This window comes from Candidatus Nitrospira allomarina (assembly GCF_032050975.1).
Lineage (GTDB): Bacteria > Nitrospirota > Nitrospiria > Nitrospirales > UBA8639 > Nitrospira_E > Nitrospira_E allomarina.
Map to the genome: position 1 here is coordinate 23,119 of NZ_CP116967.1, position 23,721 is coordinate 46,839.

Consider the following 23,721-nt stretch of genomic DNA (forward strand, 5'->3'; position numbering starts at 1 on the left):
CTGGTCCATCAAGGTTGCCTCGAGAAACTATGGGCGATTGGTCTCGCCGACGAGGAGTTTGATTATCGCTTATGAGGCTTGAGGAGTCTCAGTCGGAGGATCCTTTGCGCACCGAAATCCAACACTGGCATCGTTCCTCCACATTTTCGCTGCAAAACGCTTGGTCACCCTGGCGCCTATACGAGATTCACGCCAAGAACCTCCACGAATGACTTTATTCTCGTCTTCGTCCTTTGGGCCAGGAGGGTCCCGATATGGAGCCTGCTGATAATAGTCTGGAGCATAACTATCCATGACCCACTCAGCCACATTGCCGGTGGCATCATAGAGTCCAAATGGGCTTCTCCCTACTTCATAAGATCCCACGGGAGCTAAAAACTTAAAGCCATCCTCCTCCCCATCCACATTGGCAAATTGATAATCAAACTTATCACCCCAGGGATAACGGCGCTTTCCTTCTCCCCTTGCCGCTTTTTCCCACTCCGCTTCTGTGGGCAACCGCTTGCCAGCCCAGCGACAATACCCAAAGGCGTCGTTCCAGCTCACCGCCACCACCGGATAATCGGGCCCGATCAATTTGGCGACATCATCTTCAAAGACCGGCACCTTAGGTTTGTCCCGTTTCGTCATCTTGATATACCGCTCATAATCTGCCTGCGTGACCTCTTTAAGATCAATGTAAAACGTTTGGAGGTATACCGGATGGGGTGGCCCTTCATCGGGGTCCCCATCGGCAATGCCCATGGTAAATGGTCCTTCAGGAATTTCTACCATTTCACGATTGTCATCCCCCACGAGGGTTTTATACATAGAAAAGTCTTGTGTGGGCATTGGCTGCAACACACGGACATTGGCCGATTGACCGGCCGACAACTCATCCAAATCCTTTTTCCCTTTATAGGTCATAACAATCAACATCACGATCATCATGATAAAGGAGCCAAACACAAAAAGTATGGCCCCCATGAGGACCCGTTGATTTTCCATTACTATTTTGCCTCTCGGTTCCACATAATCAGCACAATTTCAGTTTAATTAGGGTTGTAAAGGCCCATGATGCTTAACGTTCGACTCAGGAAGGCTCTGATTTCGTTGTTGCCAGGTCTCAATGAGCATCGAAATCCAAATTCCCAAAAATCCACCCATCGCCGCCCCTGACGCGGCACCAACGGTCATAGCCTCAGTTCCACTCAATCCTAATGCCAACAGTCCACCTAAAATTGTCCCGATAAAAATGCTCAAAAAAAATCCACGGCCCCCTACTAGGCCTACCCCGGCGCCAAGAAGGGCACCCGCTGCCAGCGCGACAGGGAGCCATCCCTCTCCCATAAAGATCCCGATTAACAGGCCCACTGTCCCTAATCCCAGGATACCTAAGAAGACATCAAATATTTTCGATGGAGTCATTTTCACTTTTCATTCCCGCCCGAGATCACCGCTGGATGATTCAGATTGAACCTGAATCGAACCGAAATCCACCTCCACTCCCGGCCCCCCCAACAAGGAAATACCCCAGGCATGTGGAGCCGGTTCATGGTCATGAATCTTCAAAAAATCTTCATACACATTAACCCGTTCCTCAACCCACTTGCCAAGGGATTCAGTCCCACTTCGAATGACAATTTCTGTTGAGCTAAACATGCCACCCTCCTTGACTGACCCTACCGGAAGGGTGGCACTCCACACGTATTTCGTGTTCACGGGAATAAACATTAGGTCGACATCCAAGGACGGGTAGATTGCGGCCAGGAAATCGGCATCATCGGTAACACTCTGTATTCTCCAACGCCAGGTCAGAATAGGGTGTTGTTTCGGATCCCACGTTATATGCTTGGTATATACTCTTTGATTGGCGTTTTTCGCAGAAAGGAAAAAAGTCCCACCCTCTTCTTGAATCGTATAGGTTTCATGGGCTGTGACCGTACTTCGCTGCGCTTCCCACCCTTGAGGGAAGCCTTTAGCATCAGGATGCTGAAAATCCTCCAACACCATCGAACTACTGGAAGATCCTGAGCTCGGGACCTCTTTGGCCCACGCGGCACTACTTCCATTTATCAGAAACCCCACGATCAACCATGTCAAACAAGTCACGCTTAACCGGCTCGCCTTCACACCCTCTAAACTATTGTATTGCCAAAAACAGATTCTCATTACGCGGATTCCTCTTCTGAAATGACCTGAATCACCGGAGAAGGCCTTTCAAATTCAGCCGTTCGCCGTTCTACCACTCGCTGATCCCATCGGCTAAGCCAAAACACAAAAAAGACTGACGACCAAAAAACAACCATATTGAGGGTGACCATTTTCGCGGCAAATCCCAGGGAAGGGGTAAATGCCCACGAGGATTGATCGGGCATTAATTCAGATATATGCCATCCCAAACGACCCACAGACCTGATGTACCCCATCAACCCCATTACCCAGGTAAACGCGGCTGCGACCACAAACAGCGCCACAATCCCACGCGGGGTAATTCGTCCCCAACGCACAGGCCCATTTATATGGGCGCCCCGCAACATTAATCGATTCAATAATATCCCTCCAACTACCACCGTAGCGGTCGTCATCCCTTGAGGCGATGAAAGACCCACCCGAACATTTGCCGGAATATAGAATCCGTAAATGGCCAACCACACAATATTGGCAATCCCCATGAGAAATAACATCAATAAGAAAATATTTCCCTTTGATGCCCACTTGACTGTCATCACACGATTAGCTCGCCGATACAGGATGTAACTCAATGCGGTTAAACAGATCATGACGTTCACCGCACCATTCTTCGCGGACATCACACCGAATTGACCAATGACCGGGTGCTGGGCCGCACCCATCGCTTTCATCTCACTGCCACTCATGGCAATGGTATGCGGCGTAAACCACACCAGGAAACACACCATCAGCGCAAAAAGGATCACCTTAAAGTGGAGATGAAAACGCTCTCCACCTTGAAGGCGCGCCAGGGATTGCCAGATGTAATAGTTAATTCCCAGAAACAAGACCCCAACCATAATCGCTTGGAGGACAAACAGCCATGACAACATGCCTCCCATCATTGCCATGCCCATCGTTTGCCTGAACTCAAAGACGGCCCTCATCAACCAGTAGCCGGCAAGCGGCATAGGGAGAAGCGCACACACCACTACTACAAGAAAAACATGTCCAACCCAATCGTAATATGCCCGGTCCTCCGCAGTTTTTGACATGAAAAACCGGTAGGTCGCATAGGCGACAACCACTGCGCCACCTGACATAATATCCGCCAAAAAACGGTGCGTATTCAGTGGATTCCATAATGGAGAATGCAGGAGATGCCACACATTCCCCAAAAAATGACCTTGGGCATCAACTCCGGCCGGGGCCATCATAAACGAAGCCCATGAATTCGCTAACAACAACAAAATGACTCCGGTTCCATTTGAGAGTACACCAAGAGTCATATGCACCCACTTCAGCGCCGGGGTTTTGAGGAAGTTCCATGTGTAATAGTAGAGGGCCAAGAGGAAGGCTTCACTCACAAACACCATGGCATACACCGGCATAACCGGCTTAAACGTCCCCCCCATGTAACTCATAAATCCCGGGTAAAGAGTCACAAAGGTTACCAGCATAAGAGAGCCTAACAAGGCCGTAATAGAAAGCGACAAGAGTGCTACCCGCAAAATATCATGGGCCAATCCATCCAATTTCTGCTGGGTTGCCTGTTGTTTTCGTGTGATTCCTAAAAATTCCAATAACAAGGCAAACAAAGGAATAGATAAAACAAAGCCTCCGAAATATGTGTGTTGCTGAGTCACAAACCACACGACCAACCGGTTATCCACTAAAGGATAGGAGGAATAGCCCTGAGGACTTTCCGCGACGGACGGACTGGAAATAGACCCTGGAGTTTGGTAGAAAATATCCTGGCTTGTCTGCCCTTCAGTCGAGGGCAAGGCCTGATTATCCAGGCCAAATGCCAACCCGGCCTGAAGCAAAAAGAAAAGCAGCACACCCACCAATGTTTTCAAAATTGTTCTCAATTTAATTCACCAGATTGCCGTGACCCACTTTGACGTCAGGGATGGAAGTAAGAGTTTCAGACGATTTGGAATTTTGGAGTATCCCCATCACAAAGGGACACCGTTGTATGGATTCAGGAATGCCGACGAGCTGTTCTTCATAGGATTTGCGCCAGCCCAGAAAGAGGGTATACAGCGCCATCAACATGGCCGTACAGGCGGCTATCCCCATAAATCCTCCTTGAGAAATCTGTTCTACCCGCAATACAAAGGCGGCCATTCCCATGAGAACCAGAAAATACGTCGCTGAAAATGTTAGATTTGGCCACATCCAAAACCAAAGAGATGACAGCCATGTTCGTGGCCTTCCTCCCTGTGTATTTTGAGCATATAACAATTCCCCGCTGAAAAACGTCTTCATTCCGATGGAGGCGATCATAACGGGAACGAACAACGATTGAAGGATGGGTTGCAGTTCAATCGGCCCCACGGTGAATAGGAGCCATGAACCGGCTATCCCTATCATGGTTGCCAACGCTCCCCATTTCACAATACTTCCTATCTCCTGCGGAATCCATTTTCGTAACGCCTCTCCGTCCGGAAAGGTTGGGACGACAACCCCTTGTTGCCTCATCCGTTGCACATGACCAATTTCAAAGGCATCCCGAGTCACGGATGTACATGAAATGATGGTTGCCATCATGGCCGGACCTTCCGGATGGAGCAGAAAATCATAGGCCACAAATACTTGAAGAATCGACAAAACCAAGAGGGATAATTGGATTCCATAGACCAGACCAATCCATCCCACCAACCATGCCCACTGCTGGGCCCCGTCTTCGCACCAGGATTCCATGAGAGAGACTCCACGTCCCTGTCGATAGGACCAGATGGCGGTAAGCATACAAATACACCCGGTGAATGCCAGAAGCACCAATGGATCGGAAAGCGGCAAGACAGGCTTGAGAAGGTGATAGATCCCAAAAGCCACTAAGCCGGGAGCCAGCATCACCAAACGCTTCCGCTTGCGAACGGGTTGGTCCGTTACTAAGGCATTCAATTGCGGAAGGACACGAAGGGAAAGTCGATGCAACATATCGTTACTCGCTTTGAAGAGATTTCCAGAGATTGATCGTTTGCGCTAATTCGCTCACAAGGCGTTTCATGCGCGCCCTGCCGCCATACCAAAATAACGGGCTTTCACCTCTTCCATGAGTGCAACCGTAACCGCAGGCATCCCGCGATCCAGAGCGGTTCGCTCCAACTCAATTCTCGCCATTGCCCGAATTCCTGTCGGAACATTATTGATACGACGCTCCGCATCCGGAGTCCACTCCACCATCCCCTTATTGCGCGCCGACCCAACACGCGCAACCGTCACGATCCTTTGTTCCCTGCTAGAGACAAACTCCTCCACCTCCTCACATACGAGAGACACTAAATAGGGTGGAAGTCGGCTCATTTGGTATAAGGCCTCGTCCGTCCATACGACGTGGGAAACGGCCGGATCCAATTCTTTAGCATTCCCTTCTGCTCCAAGGGAAAATCCACACCGATCGCAATGAAATTTCGCAAACACAGCATCGGACGGTAACTCTTCAACCTCCACAATTCGTAAAGAATAGTCACAACCACATTGCATGAACGGCCTACCCAATTTTTCCCGGATAGAGAATATAGAGCATCGTGTAGGTGAACGTTCCCGTTACGAACAACACACAGTAAATCACCATGGTAAATCGTCCAAGCACTCGATGCCGTCTGGCCCCATTGGGCCAAATCCGCTGGATAGATATTTCAATTCCAAACACCAATGCAATGAGAAGAATAAGACCAAGATACACACTGAATTTCCCCATGGAAAATCCAGAGGTCATTACCCGTGAAAGGAAAAATAAGAGGACAATGGTGGTCACCCCTCCCAGGATCATCACGATTCGTCTCCCGGAAGTCTTTAATATCGCATCCTTCAAGATCCGCTTCCCTTCCACGAAAGTCTGTGCCCGGAACCCCAACACCATCATATAAATGGCCATCACGAGGCCGATCACGACCAGGAGAATATGAAGCGTCAAGACAGGCACAAACACTTGATCGTATAACCATTGAGGTCCGCCAAAGCCTTCCTTGCCCTCAAAAGCCAGGACCCCAAGACTGCGAAACAAATAATAACTGATAAAGAAGGCGAGCATGGCAACCATCCCACCGAACATCAGCCAATGGTGCCGATCATTTTTATGCTGTCTCGCCTGAATCCATCCGACAATAAACAATATCGTAAAGAACGTCGCCATGAGTTGGCTCACATCCGCTCCAACCGTGGCATGGGTACCGAAAAATCCCGGTTCTCTCAGCCATACTGCCATTTCATCCATAATTTGGTGCCATGCCCTTCTGTTATTTCGTGCCTTGAATCATGGCACGCGGTTCTAACTCTTCAACAATTCGAAAGCCGGCTTGCTCCATCCATTGGCGACTGTCTTGAATCGTAAAACATTCGCCACATTCTGTGTTCACTAAAATATGAACAGCAAAGGCTGTCGTCCAAGCAGGGCTCGTTTTAGCAGGATCCAAGAACCGATCTTTAATGATCAGTCGCCCCCCCTCTGTCAAACAGGCAAATACTTTCTTCACCAATGCCGCATTGGTGCTGCCATCCTGATAATGCAGAATATCCGACATGAGGGCAAGATCATACGACCCCTGAAATGCATCGACATGAAAGTTGCCGCCTTGCAAGTGGATACGATTACCTAATCCCGCACGATCTACATGGTCTTTGGTCACCTTCAAGGTTTGCGGAAGATCAAAAACCGTGGCGGACAATCCGGGATGTTCCAGGCAAAAGGCAATGGCATTGGTTCCGGCCCCACCACCAATATCTAACATCCGTACCGTTCCATGAATGGGGACACTTTTCGCCAATCCCTGACCACTTCCCTGCCCGATTCGATCCAAGACCGTGAGCACGTGAGCTCCCAGTTCCGGATTCGTTTCAAAGACATGTTGCGTTACAGGTGACCGTCCGGTTTTTACGGTCTGTTCCAACTGCCCCCAATGATTCCACTCAGCGTCATGCAACAGTAATAAATGACCCACATACTCTGAGCTTGATTGCACCAAATGTCTTTCAGCCACAGGGGTATTGACATACAGCTTCTCATCCTTCGTTAACACACGCATCGCAACCAGTGCGTTCATGACCAACTCCAAGGCCCGTGGGTTGAGCTTCAGGGAATCGGCGACCTCATTGACCGTGAGCGACTGTCCCTTAAGGGCGGTAAAGAGATCAAGCTTAACAGCGGTGAGAAGAATTTTGGTTTCCCAGTAGTATCCTATCTGGAAAATATCTGCGAGAGATGATTCACGAATCACATGGGGCCTCAAACTCAACTGGCAACATGAAAAATCATTTTCGATGTCGATCTTAACGGGGTCATTTTGCGAGGTCAAATGCTGAACGATCAGAAAAATAGTCTGACCTTCTCCACAAAAAACAAGGGCAACTAGCTCATGGCTAGTTGCCCTTGAAGAAATGCTCTGCCTCAATCGAAAGAGACTTATTTAATCTCGAAATTGGCTTCGACGGTTCCCCCGTCCTTCACATCCACATCGGCTTCCACTTCCCCGGCAATAGGATGCCAGGCCTTTACTTTGTGCTTGCCGGCAGGCACGTCCTTGATTTCAAAGGTTCCGTCGGCACCAGCCACGCCATAATGCGCATTGGTCACCGGCAAATACCAGCCTTGCATAAATTCGTGTTGGTCACATTGTAACCGCAACACAGATCCCTTTTTCGACATTTTCAATTTGACGTTTTTTTCTAAAGAATCACCTTTTTTGGCCAGACCGATATTAAACTCGGTGCTGGACTTGGCACCCAATTGATCAAAGCTATGCGGGTTATGCAACACCCCTTCAGCCGACTTAGGATCGCTTGGATCAGCATCGTTATTGACTACCTTAAACAGGCCCTTACTTACGGCCACTCCCGTATACGGAATAAACTCGCATAATTCAGCCTCGACCACTTGCGGGGCCTCCTTGTCGGCTTTGTCTAAGAATGCTTTGTCTTGAATATCCGTAACCGCCACCACGGCATTCTTTAAACCCTTGCTTCCATCTACTTCCACTTCCTTCAGCAACCGGGTATTCCCATCCGCACTTTTGCTCTCATTTTTTTTGCAAAAATCCACATTGGGAAATTTTGAGAAGGCAAATTCTTTCGGTGGGGGAACTTCTCCGGCAAATGTGACTTTCCCTTTAATAGTTCCCCCCGCCTGGGCGACTAATGGGGCAGCAATAAGAATGCAGCCCACTAAAAATGACATAGTTAAAGACTGACGGTTCCTCATGATTCTTCCTCCTAGTTAAGAATGAAATTGAGTTGACGTGGGAAAACAACCTAACTTGATGAGATCAGCGCCTTTTACCCCGGCCAGGTAAAAAAAGCTGATCTTGAAATGGATCGTCCGACACCACCCACTTCCGTATATATCAGGAATAAAAAAAACGTGTCAAGAAACCCAACAAGAACTAGGTCCTTTGTGCTAAGCCTTAGGCCTTTTAGTTCGCGGAAAAATGAAAAGTCTTGAAACCCTCTATAATCCCCTACAGATCAACAGACCGGTAATTAGGCAGCATCGCTCATTTTTGAACAGGGGCTCTGAGTATGGCCATCATGTCAGCCACACTCTTTTTCATGTCCTCTGCCTGAAAGACCGGAGCCGAACACAACCGGTCAGTACAGACAAATGCTACGGGTCGTCCGTCATAGGGAAAAATAATGTCACCCCACTTTGCCTGACCCTCCTTGGGATCAAACCTTTTCACAATTTTTCCAGGACAAAACATTCGCTGGCCTTCCGCCATTAGAATGTTGGTCATGGCATTGTCAAAATTTCCCACCACCGCAATATGAATAGGAAACCGAAACCATTGATCGATAGCCAAACCGGACAATGCGAGGGGAAGAGGTTGCCGAGACATGACCGTGGCCTGCAACGTGCTCTCAGCGATGGAGCGATACGTGGGCTTCTCCGTCAAATGAAAAAGATCAAGGTACCAGAGGACGGCTTGGAAATTCTCCTTCACCGGTTTGTTTGGGAACTTCAGAAGACCAATTTTACCTGGCATCTGTGGATGATCAAAAAATCCTCCATTTGCGGGATCTTGCAATAACCGTGGAGTTACTTCGGCAAGGGATTCAGCATATTGCAAAAATTGAGATTGCCCTGTCACTCTAAAGGCCTCAAGTAACGCTTGGCCAAAGAATATGTGATCCGATAATAAACCGTAAAGGTTGGGGCCGTCTCCAGGCTCGCCATGAGCGAGCCCCTTCTTCACATCAAAACGCTTCGGAAACAACCTGCTCAATATTTGAAGAGCCAAATCCCCTATCTTGACCTGTTCCAACACCACTGAGGCATACAAATAGGACCATGCCATCAATGCATTACTCCCTGTGAAAACTCGTCGGTCCACATATGGAGTACCGATGGCCAATCGTTTGCTCTCATTGAGAGAATAGTACTCGGCTCCAGACATGGACAATATCCCACCAGTTCCTCTGACGTCGGCGTCCTGACTTTCGTACAACAACCCCGTTTGCGGATCGGTTAAAAACCGCGAAACATATTCAATAATGGCCAAGGCTATGCGTTTAAACTGAAGATCTCCGGTGAGTTGGAAGGCCTCAACATAATTGCGAAGATTCAGAGCTTGAATCGACAACATCTTTTCAAAATGCGGTTGGCTCCAATCTGCTTGTTCAGCATAGCGGTAAAACCCGCCCCAAACGGGATCAAGTAAGCCCACTTGCTTTTTTAAGGTATCCAATCCTATCTTGAGCAACCCTGGATCATCTTCAAAAAAGCCATGGGCCAAAACCATCTGGATGGCTTCGGGTTCAAAGAATTTGGGGGCATCCCGAAACCCTCCATTGACTGGGTCAAATTGGGCTCTCATCATCTCCACACTTTGTTTGACCATGGCAGCCTGAAGCACATTCGCTTTGGATGGACCGGCTTCCACCTTCTCTCGTACCCGCTCCCATAATTGAGAGGCCTCCTTGAGCAACACCGCCTTATCGGTGTCATAGATAGACTGCGCCTCAAGAAGCATGGCTTCCATTTCCTCAGAACCCAAGGCATTCGTTTGAAAAAGAATTTCTCCGGTTGGCAGGAGGACATTAGTCGTCGGCCATCCCCCCGCTCGGTAACGAGCATCTAAATCGGGACGCTGATCAGTATCGACCCGAACAGGAATAAATTTGGTGTTGAGCAGCTGTACGATATGAGGGATGGCATAAGTCGTCTGGTCCATCACATGGCAGGCATGACACCAAATAGCGGTGAGATCCAAAATAATTAATTTATCTTCGGATTGAGCACGTCCGAATGCTTCATTTCCCCATTCATGCCAATGAACAATTGGATGGTCGACAGACTCCCCATGAGGCTGTATTTCAGCATGAAGGGGACTGACGAGAAACAACACGCTGAGCCCAGCGACCATCCACAATCTCCAAATTCTCCGGATTCGGCATAAGTGATTCATACCCACCGTCACCGGGACAAATGCGAACTTGATGATCGTGCGCCAGAATTGGTCGAAAGGGGACCAGTGCCTAATAAACTGCACAAATTGGGGAAACATGTTCACACCCTTTATCCGATCATACCTGTCTATCTTCAGGAAGACCTTTTTTAGGGCCGCAAACAACCCGGTTAAAGACCGATCTCCTTTTCCAAAATCTTCACAATAGCGGCGGCGGCAGTCACCCGCACCGCTTCATCAGTATCTCGCAGGAGGCGCTTTAAGGTCGGGAGGAGCGTACGATCGCCAATACGACCCAATGCGCGGGAGGCCCCAATCCTAGGACGAGGCAATGGATCATTGAGAGCCAATATAAGAACATTGAGAACGTTAGGACCTTTTCCATTTGCAAGCGCCTTGACCGCACCCGACCGAATGGCCGGATTTTGGTCATTGAGGAGATGCTGAACGGTATCCTTGACCACTGAATAAGGGGCTCCTGACCGTAACAATGACGCCACGGCCGCCGCTTGCACACCGGAATTCGAATCGGCCAACGCCCTGGTTAACGGGGTTAACACTTGATGTGGTTCGTAATACCCCATGCTAAAAGCTGCCACACTCCGCACCGCAGGAATACGATCAAACAAAACTGCCTTCAGTGTCTGCAAAGATTCAGGAGCATGCAATTTTCCCAAGGATGCAATGGCCGCAGCACGGATAGACGGTTGAGAATCGGAAATAGTTTTTTCCAAGATCGGTATCGCACGACGATCCCCTAACTCACCAAATGCACGGATAGCCGCGCCCCGTTCATACCCTTCTTCGCTGGTCGCCCCTTGCTCCAAACGAACCCAGTATTCCTTATGACCGAGCTCATATAATGCTCTTGCTGCAGCAATTTGGACCAGATGCTGCTCATCGTTCAACGATGGTCTAATGAGGGGCTCAAGACTCCTGTCGCCGGATTGTCCTAGCCCAATTAAAACGGTTGCCCGCACCAAACCGGCTCCGTCCTTCAATGCTTCACGAAACGCCTTGGAACGCTGCCCTGCTTTTCTTTGCCCTAAGGCTTCTGCCACTAATGCTCTAATCATGCCGGTTTCATCAGTTAAGCCTTTTTCTAAATATTCCACGGCCTGATCGGATTCGATTTCCTTTAATGCCGTATAGGCAGCGCCCCGCATTTGTTCCCGCATGTCGGAACGGACAGGCAATATACTGGCAATGGCAAGCTGGCGTAAGAACGGTTCGTCTTCCCGTTTTGTCCCGGCAATGGCTTTCTCATAAACCTCAATGGCTTCGGGAGTCTTTCCCAAGCGCGCTAATGCTAGGATGTATAGACGAGAAGCCTGCAAGAGGGGCGTGCTCTCTTTGTATAAAGGCTTAACAAGGTCAACGACCTGTTGAAATTGATCCTGATCGTAGGCTTTTTGCGCCTGAATGAGGGTTGAATCATGTGCCTCTTCCGCCAACACCGACCCTGAGAGAGCCCACAGAACACCAAGAACGAGCACAACATTCATACGATTCATCCTTAATTGTTCACCCCCATCTCCTAGGCATAACATATTTCTACCCTCTCGGAATCGGGGCTTCCTGAGCCTCAATAATTCGATAGCCCAAAGGCGCTTCAAAGTAATAATCTGGTTGCGAAGAAACCACCACATGACGATATTCCACAAACCAATCCCGATCCTGACTTAAGAGCTTCAAGAGAATCTCCCGTTGAGGGTCCACCCATTCGAAATAACGTTCCAGTTGGCCAAACCGATCCTGGACCTCCACATCATAAAGCAGGGCCGATTGATCGCCTACCACGGATTCCCCAATAACCGTTCGACTCGTCTCTCCTTCCAACTTGGCAGAAAATGGTAACAAATAATCCAAAGTTAGGGGAACGCTCACAATCATTCGGCGCTGCGAAAACACATACCAGGTTTTTTGTTCATCCAATCGAATAATGAGGATACTCGCATAGCCTAACTCTGTTCGTATTCCTCCAGCCGGTTCAATACGATATCGATCATTTTTCACAAACAACTGGGCATTGGCGATACGTCCTCCGGTTTTCCACATCAGTCTGGCCGAAAATTCTTTGGGACCATTGTGGGGGAAATTAGAAGAACTGGTAAAGCCCCAGGCTAACGGGAACCAGGCCACCGTTCCGAAAATGGCACAAACAAGGAACCCTGCAAACTTTTTGTCACAAGCTCGGGAGAGAAGGAAAGAAATGTCTATCCATTTCATGGCCTTTGGTGTTCAACCAGAGGCTCTATCAAAACGGGGTGGCCCAAGGCAGCGGGAGTAAATCTCGGCGGCGTCCGGATGGTGTGCGCTGTCCAACGACCCACGGGAGATTCTAAGGAAAAATCCTTCCGCACGGTTTGGTTTGGTTCCACGGAAAATTCATAAATCTGCTCATGTTTGACACTTGGATGCCAGGCCCGAATGCGATAACTTCCAGGCGGGAGTGAAGAAATGACATACTCTCCCTTATCATTAGTAAAGCTGAAATAGGGATTATCCACCGCAATCGCCCAGCTTTCCATGTAGGCGTGGAACCCGCACTGCATCACAAATGTTTTTCGGCCTTTGCTCAGTTGAAATTGATGAACCAAAGATTGCCCCGGCAGGTGCTCATGTGTCGCATGGATATTCTCACGTTGATGCCGAGGATTAAAGGGTAGAGGAGAATTAAATAACACCCGCGTCCCTTGGCTCAACGACGTCTCATAGGCTTGAATATCATGCATGACCGGATCCATATTCACCACTTCAATTCCATGCTCATTACGCACCACCGTCGTAAAGGGCAGAAATTGGCAATCCCGAGCTTCCACCCTCGGAATAGAAAGGGAAAAAGGTTTCCCGGCCTTAACGCCTTCAACCACCATCACGACCCCTTGAAGTTGATTCTCATCATTCACCACGAAATCCTTAAGTAGCCGCCAGCCCTGACCATCAGAAATGCGGCCGCAATACTCTGGATCAGGGAACGTCACCAGATTATACGCTTTAGGAGAAGGCGGAATGCCCTTGAGGGTCACAGTACCGACAATAGTGGCCCCGTCCGTTACCTCAATAACTTCATAAGCGAAAGCGGTCGAACTGGTTATCCAGAGGAGACCTATGACGGCAATTTCTACCATTCGATTTTTATTCATGATCAACTCATGCCCTCAGGGAACTTGCCGTCGTAACGACGGAATAATCTCAACGCCCTCTCCAAGCATTTCCAGTCCAAAATGTGGGTTCTCCTGCATTTCATGCACGCTTCTCCTCCCTTGGGGAGATTCATATTGGAAATCCAATGTCAGCGTTTTTCCCGGTTCCACACGAACGGTTTTTTCCAAATAGGTTTTCATACCAGGGTGCCAGACAGTCACTTGATATTCTCCTGCGGGAATATCGCGAATTTCGTAGGCCCCATCCTCTTTGGAAATCGAATAATAGGGATTATCCACCACTAATCCCCATGAAAACATATAGGGATGAAAACCACATTGCATGACAAAAACATCCCGTCCTTTTCGCAAATGGATTTTTTCAATCATCGGTTTTCCGGGCAGATGGGTATGGACGTTTTTTCCAAACATACCAACCACATTATGAAAGGGGTTCATGGGCAATGGACGATTAAACAAGACCCTGGCCCCTCGTTCTCTGGCCGTTTCATATCCCTGAATATCATGCTCTACCGGATCCATATTGATCACGGTTATTTCATCCTGGTCCTTTAACACATTGACAAATGGTAAAAAATCACAATCAATGGCTTCAACCTCCACCTTTGGTAAAGAAAACGGTTTGCCTTTTTCTACCCCTTTCACCATCACTACCGCATCCTTAAGCGACCCTTGAGGCCCAATAATAAAATCCTCAACAATGCGCCACCCAGTACCGGTAGAAATTCTTCCACAATATACGGCATCCGGGATCGTGACGAGATTAAACGCCATCGGTCTTGGGCGTTCCCCATGAATGCGAACATGGCCTTGAATGGCCCCCCCATTTCTGACCGGGCCCTCCTGATAGGCCAACCCCATGGATGACACATTCATCAGGAACATCACGATCACCATGACCCTCATCATCATTCCAATTCCCTCCTTCCTATCACCACAAATAAATAGCTATGTGTAATACCTGTCGGCTTTCACAAAATACTACGAGCGGGAAACACCAGGAATCACATGCTGTATGAAACCTCTCCTCTCATGTCACCCTACCACATTTGGGTCATCGGAACTTCAACTCTAAGCCCCCTTGATAACTCAAACCCTCTTAAACTCCCACTATCCACTATGTCCGGGAGAAAAGGGTTTATAAGAATAACCAATTTTGTGAGAAGGAATAGAAACCAGCTCAGAAACAAGAATACATCCACTTCTTACAATCAAGGAGTTGAGGTCGAATGGGTAAGATCGTCTTTCAAGCCAGCAGCACACCGAAAGCCAAGCCAGTTAGCCTGTGTCTCAGGAGCGGTTCCATTGCGCTGAGCGGTCCGTACGGTCGGAGTACTGTCCATCCAGCCACCTCCACGAAATACCCGATGTTCACCGGTAGAAGGGCCTTGGGGATTCCTGTCCGGAGCAGTTTGATAATAGGCCGGATCGTACCAATCGTTCACCCATTCTGCGACATTCCCTGCCATCTGGAAAACGTTATAGGGACTGATACCGATTTCATACTTATCGACAGAAATAATAGGTGGATAAAGAAGCAACCGCTCGGGACGATCACGGACCGGACCGGATATGCCCGATCTCCCAAAATTGGCTCGCGTCAGACCTGCCGGCGTATTTCCCCACGGATAAATTCGTCCATCTGTTCCCCTGGCCGCTTTTTCCCATTCGGCTTCCGTAGGGAGCCGCTTGCCGGCCCACCGGCAATAGGCATCAGCTTCATACCAGGTGACATGCATCACGGGATGATGGGCCATACTCTCCTGAAAGTTTCCCCCATCAAATTTCCAATCCGGCAATGGCGGACGGCCCGTGTCAACGACAAAACGCAAATATTCCAAAGCGGTTACTTCATAGGCATCAATCTCAAAAGCATCCAGATACACCTGGCGTTGAGGCATCTCAGGCCGGTAAGCCTTCCTATCAATTTTCTTATTACTTCCCATCGTAAACCAACCGGCTGGAATCACCACTCTCTTTTCTTTGGTAGGCCATTGCGTCCGCTGCAAAGCCAACCTTTTGCCCTCCTCCGTCCACTCCGGCCGTATGTCAGACACATCCAGTGCCCACGACATCATTCCGGAAATGAGGGTAAACCCAACCACCATCAAGCCCATTACCACAAGGTACTTCCTGCTTTGTCCTTCACGCATAGACCCCTCCAAATTAATCCGACGACTAAGACGCCACTGATGGAAAAATTGGAGAATTCACCATCCCAACGACAAACACTGATCTCTTCGTGTTGTTCTGGAATAAGGCATTTGCTGGGAACCCCAATATTTGTGTTTCAGTATGGTCGTTTAATGGACCAAATCGTAGCTTCACCTTTCAGTGAGGTCAAGGCGTCTAAGACAACCACCCAAATCCGCCTTTACTCATTGCCTGAATGGATTTAGTCCGTACTCAGGATTCAAAAAATAATACGAAAGATGGATTATCCAGATATTCCGTATACGAGAAAGTCTTCCTACATGAATATTATAACAATTGATCTGTTACCATTTTCAAATTTCTTTAAAATTGAACCCTGAGTTGCTTGGCTTTAAAAAACCGAAGACGTCCGTTTTAATATACCTAAAGAAAAAAAATGGGGGATTCTTGCGAATCCCCCATTCGTAAAACCTTAATGGTGAAACTGCCTATTTGGCTGCCACAGGCAACACCCGGCCAGTCTCCACCACGTCGTTCGAAGCTTGCTTCACATCCCTGGAACCTCCTTCAAGAGGCAGGATCCGTTGGTCATTTTTAGGTAGGACCCTTAAATACCCCCACTGACCCGACTGGGAGTAAGGTAGGCGCTGATTATTCCAGACATAATCTGCGGGAAGCATATCACGCCCTCCAGCGGACGGAATAAACACGTCAATCGTTTCCGAACCAGCGAATTCGACCACACTGATTTCGTCGGCTCCCGGCATGAAGGGTTCAATTGGCCATTCATGCTTTTCCACACTAAACATCCCGTTTTGTTCGCTGCTGGCACCGAACACATGAATCCTCACAGGATCTCCTGCATGTGCGTGGATAATCGGAGTAACCGGATCTTGTGGATTATCCACCTCACAGGGTTGAAACATGCGTCCAAGTGTACAGCCTGCCTCTTCTCTGTGAAGATAGGGTTCGGAACGATAATTGACACCGGTGAGGCCGGCGACATTCTGAACATACGGCATAAAACTGGTACCGATGATGTTGTCTTCATCTTGAAAGAGTAAAGCTACATCACGATAATTTCGGCGGTTTTCTTGACCGGGAATGGTCTGATCAACAATCACATCCGCTTCCCAGCTATTTTTAAGGGAAATGTCGGCACCGGTCTTTGGATCCCGGTATTGCGACCCTTTCGGTCCGATGATGACTGCCCCGAACAAGCCGTTTCGCGGGTTTAACATCACATTTCCCCAATCCCAAACCAGAGATGAAATCTCCCCGTTAAATGGATCAGCGTAATAGGTGTACGTCTTTGATTCCCCTGGAGCAATCGTTTGATCCCCTGGGTTATTTCCGACGTTGGCCCCCAATGAATCTTTCGGATTAAAGGCCAGTGAAATTGCGGAGAAGGATGCACGGCTCTCCTTCATTTTATTCTTGAGATTTACTTTGATGCAATCTCCCACGTTTGCTCGAATAGTCAATGGCATCGGATGGTAATCCCCTGCCACTTTAGTGACTTCATCTTCAAGGACGTAGATCTTGCCCTCAGGATTTCTTAGCTCGATGGTTCTTTCAAAGTCGATCTCAATGGATTCCGGAGCACTAGGATTAAAACTCATCCCTGGAAAGTCCATGGCGACCACATTAAATGATTTCACAGGAGCCTCTTCAGGACAAACAGGGAGGGGTTTGGGAATCTCATTTCGACCTGAATACCCTGCAGGGAGCGGTTTCAGATCCTCGGTTTCCTTATCCAAGACTCGGAGAATTCCCCAACCTCCCTCGGAGAATTTTGAAGACCGTCCATTAAAATGAATATAGTCTCCAGGCTGCAGACGAGGACCGCCTGCCTTTGGAACGACCAAATCATATCGCTCGGCAATACCAATATGCATGGAATTTTTCCTATTGGCATCACCGGCATACCGCTCGCTTAAAAACGTGTGCCCTGAAATGGTCCAGGTCATCGTTTCATTCATGAGGGTATGCAAAAGACGGAATACCACGGTATCTCCCAGGTAGGCCCGTACCAACGGCGTGTCGGGATCACCGTGCTCAGTGCTACTAAATATTTTTGAAGCATCGGGATTCACGGCCAAACGTTGGGCAATGGGTTCCGCCCTGAAATTGAGGCCGCTTCCCGTCGTATGCGTCCCTCCATTGAGGAAGGGCATTGGGGTCATGAGAATTTTTTCCGGCATCATAAATGACACCGTTTTCCCTGCTTCCAAGGCTACCTCGACAGGTTGCCCAGGCGGGTTACCAGCCGTCACAATGTTAACGGTATGTGGAACGGTATCATGAACTTGGACCACCATTTCCCGGAAGCTATTATCTACACCATAGCCGACCGGTTCAACCGTATGAATATCTGCAATGGGACCACTCCTGACTAGTTTCCCAGTCTTAGGATCATGGTAAGTTGATCCCACCGGTTCCACAACTAATGTTCCGAATCCACCATGTGGCCACGTGGTGGCCCCGAAGGCATGGTCATGCCAGAACACCGTTCCCACGTCAGCATCCGCCCAAAGTCGTGAGCGAACAAACTCCACGGTCACGATATCCCCGGCGGGATGATCATGCTGCAGGGGTCGAACAAAGGAAATGGTATCTCCTTTAATAGATTTTATGCGACGGATCTCGTTGCCTTTGACATTATCGGCACCGACCAGCAATTCGGTATTGACATGGTATTGCGCTGCATTTTTAACCTTAATGCTGGACTCACCCTTTTTTGCCTTGCCCTTTAAAACGGTATTCATGGGCACGGGCAAACCTTTTTTAGTCTTTTTCTCCAGCATGGTAAACGGACGAACAGACTGTTCGTAGGAAAACCCGGTAATCACTCCATCCGATGCCTGGTTGTCAAATTGGAGAAAATGTGGATGAATGTTAATTTTAGAGGATTGGAAATTTGTAAAATCGTCATCCAACCATTCGCTGGTCAACGTATAGTCCACACAATCATAAATGTTGGCACGAAACACCAACGGCAATTTTTTGTCGTTATTTTTTCGGACTTCTTCTTCCTCTTCATGGAGGACATAAATCAACCCGTAAGGATCAATGACAGGAGCTTCCTTACCCTGGGCCCCGGCCATTTCAATGGGAGTATTGATGAAATGAATGTTGTAATATTTTCGTCCGGCATTTTCCGGACACAAACTCCACCGGCCATTTTCTCCCGGTTTGGCAGGCTCAGAGGTTCGTAGACCATTTTCATCCTGATGAATCATTTCCAACCATGGGGCCGGATTGTGATTTGGTGGGAACATGACCCGTTTACCGAAATGTGGAGTCAAATGCGGCCATGATACCTTCCCCGTCCTTGGCTCAAAGAGAATTGGGCGCCGTTTTCCTGGAGTGGGCGAATGGTATTTTGGGTTCTCGATTGTGCTCTCTTTCTCAGACATGGCTTTATGACCATCCCAGGCCCAATCCAATACCGTCGCATCATAAGAAATAATTTGGCCCTTTTCGTCATCTTTATGACCGGGTTTCCCTTGGGCCGGCAACTGAATTTCCACCCATTCCTTAATATTGACGACCGCTGGGTTCGATTTCCAATTGCTCTTTCCCTTTTCTACGATGGTGAATGTTTTCCCAAACCAATCGACGGTTTTACCAATCAATTGATCGGAAGTGACCCCCACATGCATCCGACCTTTTCTATCAGGCAATTCCCTGAGGTTTGGCATGACATCCGTACGGTTGTCATCTGTCTGGAGGGTATTATATACCCGCCAATACCCCCACATTCCTGCCACATAATGATGAGCGACATGGCAGTGAAACAGGAAGTCACCGGCCAGTTGTTGGCATAAGCCAGACCCACATTCCGTCTCCAAATCCAACGCTTCTGATGGCCCGATCACTTCTACATCAACCCGGTCAGTTTTTGTCCTGATAACCGGATATTTAACCGGACCATTTTTCGCGGCATGCCACATCGGCATTTGATCAATCGCCCGCGGGCTTCTTGGCCATCGGATCGTCCCGCCATGCGGATGGTGAGAATGGAATACCTCAGACCCTCCGTGAACCAACCTGAACTTGGCAGGGTCCCCAAGATAGGATCGAGGAATCGTCGTTGGTGCATCACCAAAGGTATAGGAACTATATCCCATAGATTCGTCCTCAAACCCGAAATATTCATGCTGCACATGCATGTTGTTGATGCCAAATGGCTCACTTCGATAATTAAGAGCTCGAGCTCCTGGCCGATAGGCATCGGTGAGAGGATCCCGTTGGGGTAAGAAATCACCATGTTTGTTTACCGGACGAAACGCCTCGTCACCCACCTCATGATAAATCAACACGAACTCACGGAAATCAGGTCCCGTTCCATTTTTAATTATGGCTTGCCACCCACTGGCCATAGGGGTTGGATCTCCGTCTCCCAACGGATTCAGATATTCGGAACCATGCGGTTCAACCACGAATGTCCCCATAAGACCCATGACCGTCAACTCCCGATCATTACTAAATGTATGAAATTGGCGACCACCCTCCTGGGTGTCAGGATGAATGTACCATTCCATTTCTACAACTTGCCCTTCTTCAGCCACCGTGTCGCGATTGGTTGTCGTAGCAGGCTGCCCGGTCTTGCTGATAACCATATTCGATCCATGGATGTGAAGACTGGCCTCCTCACCAAACTCAAGTTGGTTTCGGAAGGTGAATTTTACACAATCCCCTTGATTTCCTCTGATCACCAGAGGTTGAATCCATTGGTCTTGAAGACCGTTCGTGACCGCACCCGGGTCACCATGGCCATCCACCTCTCTCGCTTCTGCATTCTTGGCTTCCTCTTCCCGCACCTTATCGATATTTTCGGTTAGCACATACATATAGCCAGGATAGTAATCAAGCCATTGATTGAGAGTAATCTCGGCATTGATGGCCGAGATATCATATTCCCTGACCGGCGCAGTTGCAGGACAATTTCCGCCACTCGCTGCAACAGGCTCCACATTACGATCCGAGGCCAACAGTAAATCCTGGCCTCCCGCCCCATATTGGTGCATATTGGTCATCGTGTTGTAAAAACCGGTAGCCGTATGGTCACCACCATGTTGAGCGCCAGACTCATTCTCCATTCTCAGCATGATCCGATCATGTTGGCGTTCCACCATGGCCGCTCGATTCGGCCGGCCTTCCTTGGTGTCCTCCATGATGGTCTGGCCCTTCAAACGCTCCGCCCATTCAGGTGACTCTTGATGAACCATTCCCGTGCTATGAATAACTTTGTCCTGATTTTCTTCAGCCAGGAGGGTTCCTCCTGATAAAAAACTGGACCCCCCGACTAACAATCCAATGGAAAGTGTGGTGATCGCTTTCCTAGATTTCATGTGAAACATGGACCGGCCTCCTTAAGGTGAAATAAACTGACAAACCAAAGACTTATTCAACCAATCAAACAGTCAATAATATTCCCTGAAAATGTTGGAGAGCGCAAAAGGTAATCCAATCGCTTGAGGCTGTCAAGTCTGAAAGATATGAGTTTGATTTAATTGAATTTCTCACAACTACTATAATAAATGGCATACCCGAAACGAATATGGGAAATAGCCAATTTCTCACCGATTAACGGCTAATAATTCACTCCAGCCTTAAACTTTCGATTTTAATAAGCTACGACAGTGTGAGCCCAGCGACATACGAGGAAAACTCTTTCTGAAGATCAGTGGAAATGGGGCCTGGCTTTCCATCCTGTATGAGTTGTTCATTCACCTGAATGACAGGCAAAACCTCAATTGTTGTGCCCACGAGAAAGACTTCGTCAGATTGAAGGACTTCCGAAATAGGAATTGATCGAAATTGGACGTCCAAGCCTTTTGCCTGAGCTAACGTCGCCACCTGTTGCTGTGTCACGCCAGCCAGGACCAAATGATTCCTTTCTGGAGTAATAAGCACGCCATTTTTCACCACAAAGATATTACTCGTAGCCCCCTCAGTCACCTGTCCGTCTCTTACAAATATCGCCTCAAAGGCCTTGGCATCACGGGCCTGTTGCTTGGCCAGGACATTCGGAAGCAAATTAAGGCTTTTAATATCACAGCGATGCCATCGAGTATCAGGTAGGGTAATAACACTTACGCCATGCTGAAAGACGTCAGTCGGCAATCCAACCATTTGTCGAAATGCCAAGAAGACGGTAGGTTCTCCATTAGAAGGGAAAGTATGCTCACGCGGAGCCACACCTCTGGTTACCTGAATATAGATCTTTCCCTCCTGATACCCACTCTGCTGAAGACCGGAAAGAAGGAGGCGCAGAAATTGGGGTGGCTCTAAAGAAAATTGGATCCGGGTTTCTTGGGCACTCCTGACCAACCTATTGAAATGCTCATTCCAAAAAGCAGGAACCCCATGATAGGCACGAATCACTTCATAGATGCCATCCCCAAATAAGAATCCACGATCATCCGGAGAGATCTTAATCTCCTCCAATGGAGAAAAGTGCCCATTGAAATACCCAATATCCGGCATGCCCTAACTTCATTCAGGAAGACAGAGGGGAGACAATGACCTTAAAAATCCGTCGATCTTCAGCGGTAAACTTCCATGCCATCCTTTTACTAAACTCCAAATGATGCGTTCCAAGTTCCAATGCCCGAAATTCAAATGATCGCCGGCCGGAATCTACCGCATTATTACTGACCGTTCGAAGAAACTCATCTTCCACTAATCCCAGCACTTTGGGGTCATAACTTGGCACCCATTGTTCCCCACGGGTCCGATCTTCCCATAAATGCACCATAAATGTGTCCGACTGGAAAACCTGAATCGCTTTCGCCTGAACTTGATCTATATTCATGCACTCACCTTACCTAAAACTTAGCTCATGGTCCGTCTGTGAAGTCCACTATTCTCCAGTTAGCCAATCACGTTTTTTTAAACAAACAAACACATTTCCCTTATCAATCAGTACATCATAGTTGACCACACAATACCCTCCGCCATCCGGACCAAATCCCGAGCGAATGTCAAATTGCTGATGATGCCACGGACAAGAAACCAGAAAGCCCTTCAACCGGCCCTTTCCCAAAGAGGCTCCTTGGTGGGGACAGATATCATTGATAGCAAAGCAACGATCATCAACCCGAAAAATAGCCACGCTTTTCCCGTCGACTTTGAATACCCGTCCCTTTCCTTTTGGAATATCCTCCAGCTTCCCAACATAAATAAATCCCTCTTTTGGACTCAGCGGTTCACATACCCTGCAGTCCATACCCTTTTCAAAATCTGAATCATTCATAGCCGGTTCTTCTTTAAGAGACAAGCAATGTAAAGGTGACCTGTGCCCCTATCTGAACTTTGGCTTGGTCCACAAACCCAGCATTGGCTTCCACAATATAGCGTGCATCTTGCGGCGGGGGCCCATACCAGGGGCATTCTCTTTCGTTGCAGGGAAGAGCCCTTTCGACTATATGCACGACAACCTTACTCTCATCAACCCAAATCACATCAACAGGAAATTGAAACTCTTTTGTCCAGACCCGATGGGGACCAGAATTGTCAAAAATATAAATCATTCCCTCACCGGGAGGAAGAATATTTCTAAACGCTAATCCGAATAAAAGTTTTTCCGGTGTATCAGCAACCTCTGCTTTCAACACCCCACCGCTGGGAAAATTTATATTGATGACTTGCGTCTGTTCGGGAGCATTAAACAATAGTGCACCGGAAATCAGGAACAACGCCATTACCAAAAGAAAGAAAATTCGCTTTTTACTTGGGACCCCTTTACCTTGTAGAAAAGATAACATTGTTCTAAATATTTCCTTATTTTTCTAAAACCCTTTTGCCTCAAGCCTTGGGCCTTTGCTCTAGCG

General features: G+C 48.3%; 20 protein-coding genes. All 20 read right to left on the reverse strand.

Annotation, left to right across the window (positions count from 1 at the left end):
- Nucleotides 1–69: 69 nt before the first annotated feature.
- The 20 genes from PP769_RS00085 to PP769_RS00180 all read right to left on the reverse strand — a co-directional run bounded on the left by PP769_RS00085 (nt 70) and on the right by PP769_RS00180 (nt 23,655).
- Complete coding sequence (locus PP769_RS00085) at nt 70–987, reverse strand: formylglycine-generating enzyme family protein (protein ID WP_312643661.1); 918 nt, start codon at nt 985–987, stop codon at nt 70–72.
- A 48-nt stretch (nt 988–1,035) separates the two neighbouring features.
- Nucleotides 1,036–1,407, reverse strand: a complete 372-nt coding sequence (locus PP769_RS00090; RefSeq protein WP_312643663.1) for a hypothetical protein — start codon at nt 1,405–1,407, stop codon at nt 1,036–1,038.
- A gap of 9 nt (nt 1,408–1,416) precedes the next feature.
- A complete protein-coding gene (locus PP769_RS00095) occupies nt 1,417–2,151 on the reverse strand; it encodes a DUF3047 domain-containing protein (RefSeq protein WP_312643665.1) in 735 nt (244 codons plus the stop codon).
- Nucleotides 2,151–4,010, reverse strand: coding sequence for a cytochrome ubiquinol oxidase subunit I (locus PP769_RS00100; RefSeq protein ID WP_312643668.1), 1,860 nt, complete (start codon nt 4,008–4,010; stop codon nt 2,151–2,153). Before PP769_RS00100 ends, PP769_RS00095 begins: the two co-directional genes overlap by 1 nt.
- Nucleotides 4,011–4,023: 13 nt before the next feature.
- Entirely contained in the window at nt 4,024–5,097 is a 1,074-nt protein-coding gene (locus tag PP769_RS00105) for a hypothetical protein (RefSeq protein WP_312643670.1), read from the reverse strand.
- Nucleotides 5,098–5,163: 66 nt separating this feature from the next.
- Nucleotides 5,164–5,643, reverse strand: coding sequence for a PCP reductase family protein (locus PP769_RS00110; protein ID WP_312643672.1), 480 nt, complete (start codon nt 5,641–5,643; stop codon nt 5,164–5,166).
- Between the two features lie 7 nt (nt 5,644–5,650).
- Entirely contained in the window at nt 5,651–6,367 is a 717-nt protein-coding gene (locus tag PP769_RS00115) for a DUF420 domain-containing protein (RefSeq protein WP_312643674.1), read from the reverse strand.
- A 31-nt stretch (nt 6,368–6,398) separates the two neighbouring features.
- Complete coding sequence (locus tag PP769_RS00120) at nt 6,399–7,376, reverse strand: methyltransferase (protein ID WP_312643676.1); 978 nt, start codon at nt 7,374–7,376, stop codon at nt 6,399–6,401.
- 185 nt (nt 7,377–7,561) lie between these two features.
- A complete protein-coding gene (locus tag PP769_RS00125; protein ID WP_312643681.1) occupies nt 7,562–8,356 on the reverse strand; it encodes a carboxypeptidase-like regulatory domain-containing protein in 795 nt (264 codons plus the stop codon).
- Nucleotides 8,357–8,648: 292 nt separating this feature from the next.
- Nucleotides 8,649–10,517 carry a thioredoxin domain-containing protein gene (locus tag PP769_RS00130; RefSeq protein WP_312643684.1) on the reverse strand — a complete coding sequence of 623 codons (1,869 nt, stop codon included), beginning with the start codon at nt 10,515–10,517 and terminating at the stop codon, nt 8,649–8,651.
- Nucleotides 10,518–10,729: 212 nt separating this feature from the next.
- Nucleotides 10,730–12,064 carry a HEAT repeat domain-containing protein gene (locus PP769_RS00135; RefSeq protein ID WP_312643686.1) on the reverse strand — a complete coding sequence of 445 codons (1,335 nt, stop codon included), beginning with the start codon at nt 12,062–12,064 and terminating at the stop codon, nt 10,730–10,732.
- Nucleotides 12,065–12,113: 49 nt separating this feature from the next.
- Nucleotides 12,114–12,788, reverse strand: a complete 675-nt coding sequence (locus PP769_RS00140) for a hypothetical protein (RefSeq protein ID WP_312643690.1) — start codon at nt 12,786–12,788, stop codon at nt 12,114–12,116.
- Entirely contained in the window at nt 12,785–13,705 is a 921-nt protein-coding gene (locus PP769_RS00145; protein ID WP_312643693.1) for a carboxypeptidase-like regulatory domain-containing protein, read from the reverse strand. Before PP769_RS00145 ends, PP769_RS00140 begins: the two co-directional genes overlap by 4 nt.
- 15 nt (nt 13,706–13,720) lie before the next feature.
- A complete protein-coding gene (locus PP769_RS00150; protein ID WP_312643695.1) occupies nt 13,721–14,638 on the reverse strand; it encodes a carboxypeptidase-like regulatory domain-containing protein in 918 nt (305 codons plus the stop codon).
- A gap of 299 nt (nt 14,639–14,937) precedes the next feature.
- The gene (locus PP769_RS00155) at nt 14,938–15,879 is read right to left on the reverse strand and encodes a formylglycine-generating enzyme family protein (RefSeq protein ID WP_312643698.1); all 942 of its coding nucleotides are present in this window, start codon (nt 15,877–15,879) and stop codon (nt 14,938–14,940) included.
- 489 nt (nt 15,880–16,368) lie between these two features.
- The gene (locus tag PP769_RS00160; protein ID WP_312643700.1) at nt 16,369–21,246 is read right to left on the reverse strand and encodes a hypothetical protein; all 4,878 of its coding nucleotides are present in this window, start codon (nt 21,244–21,246) and stop codon (nt 16,369–16,371) included.
- Between the two features lie 274 nt (nt 21,247–21,520).
- Nucleotides 21,521–22,375, reverse strand: a complete 855-nt coding sequence (dat, locus tag PP769_RS00165; RefSeq protein WP_312643702.1) for a D-amino-acid transaminase — start codon at nt 22,373–22,375, stop codon at nt 21,521–21,523.
- 13 nt (nt 22,376–22,388) lie between these two features.
- The gene (locus tag PP769_RS00170; RefSeq protein WP_312643705.1) at nt 22,389–22,703 is read right to left on the reverse strand and encodes a protease inhibitor I42 family protein; all 315 of its coding nucleotides are present in this window, start codon (nt 22,701–22,703) and stop codon (nt 22,389–22,391) included.
- Nucleotides 22,704–22,751: 48 nt separating this feature from the next.
- Complete coding sequence (locus tag PP769_RS00175; protein WP_312643707.1) at nt 22,752–23,144, reverse strand: Rieske (2Fe-2S) protein; 393 nt, start codon at nt 23,142–23,144, stop codon at nt 22,752–22,754.
- 13 nt (nt 23,145–23,157) lie between these two features.
- Nucleotides 23,158–23,655 (reverse strand): DUF192 domain-containing protein, encoded by a 498-nt coding sequence (locus PP769_RS00180; RefSeq protein WP_312643710.1) that lies wholly within the window; start codon nt 23,653–23,655, stop codon nt 23,158–23,160.
- Nucleotides 23,656–23,721 lie beyond the last annotated feature (66 nt).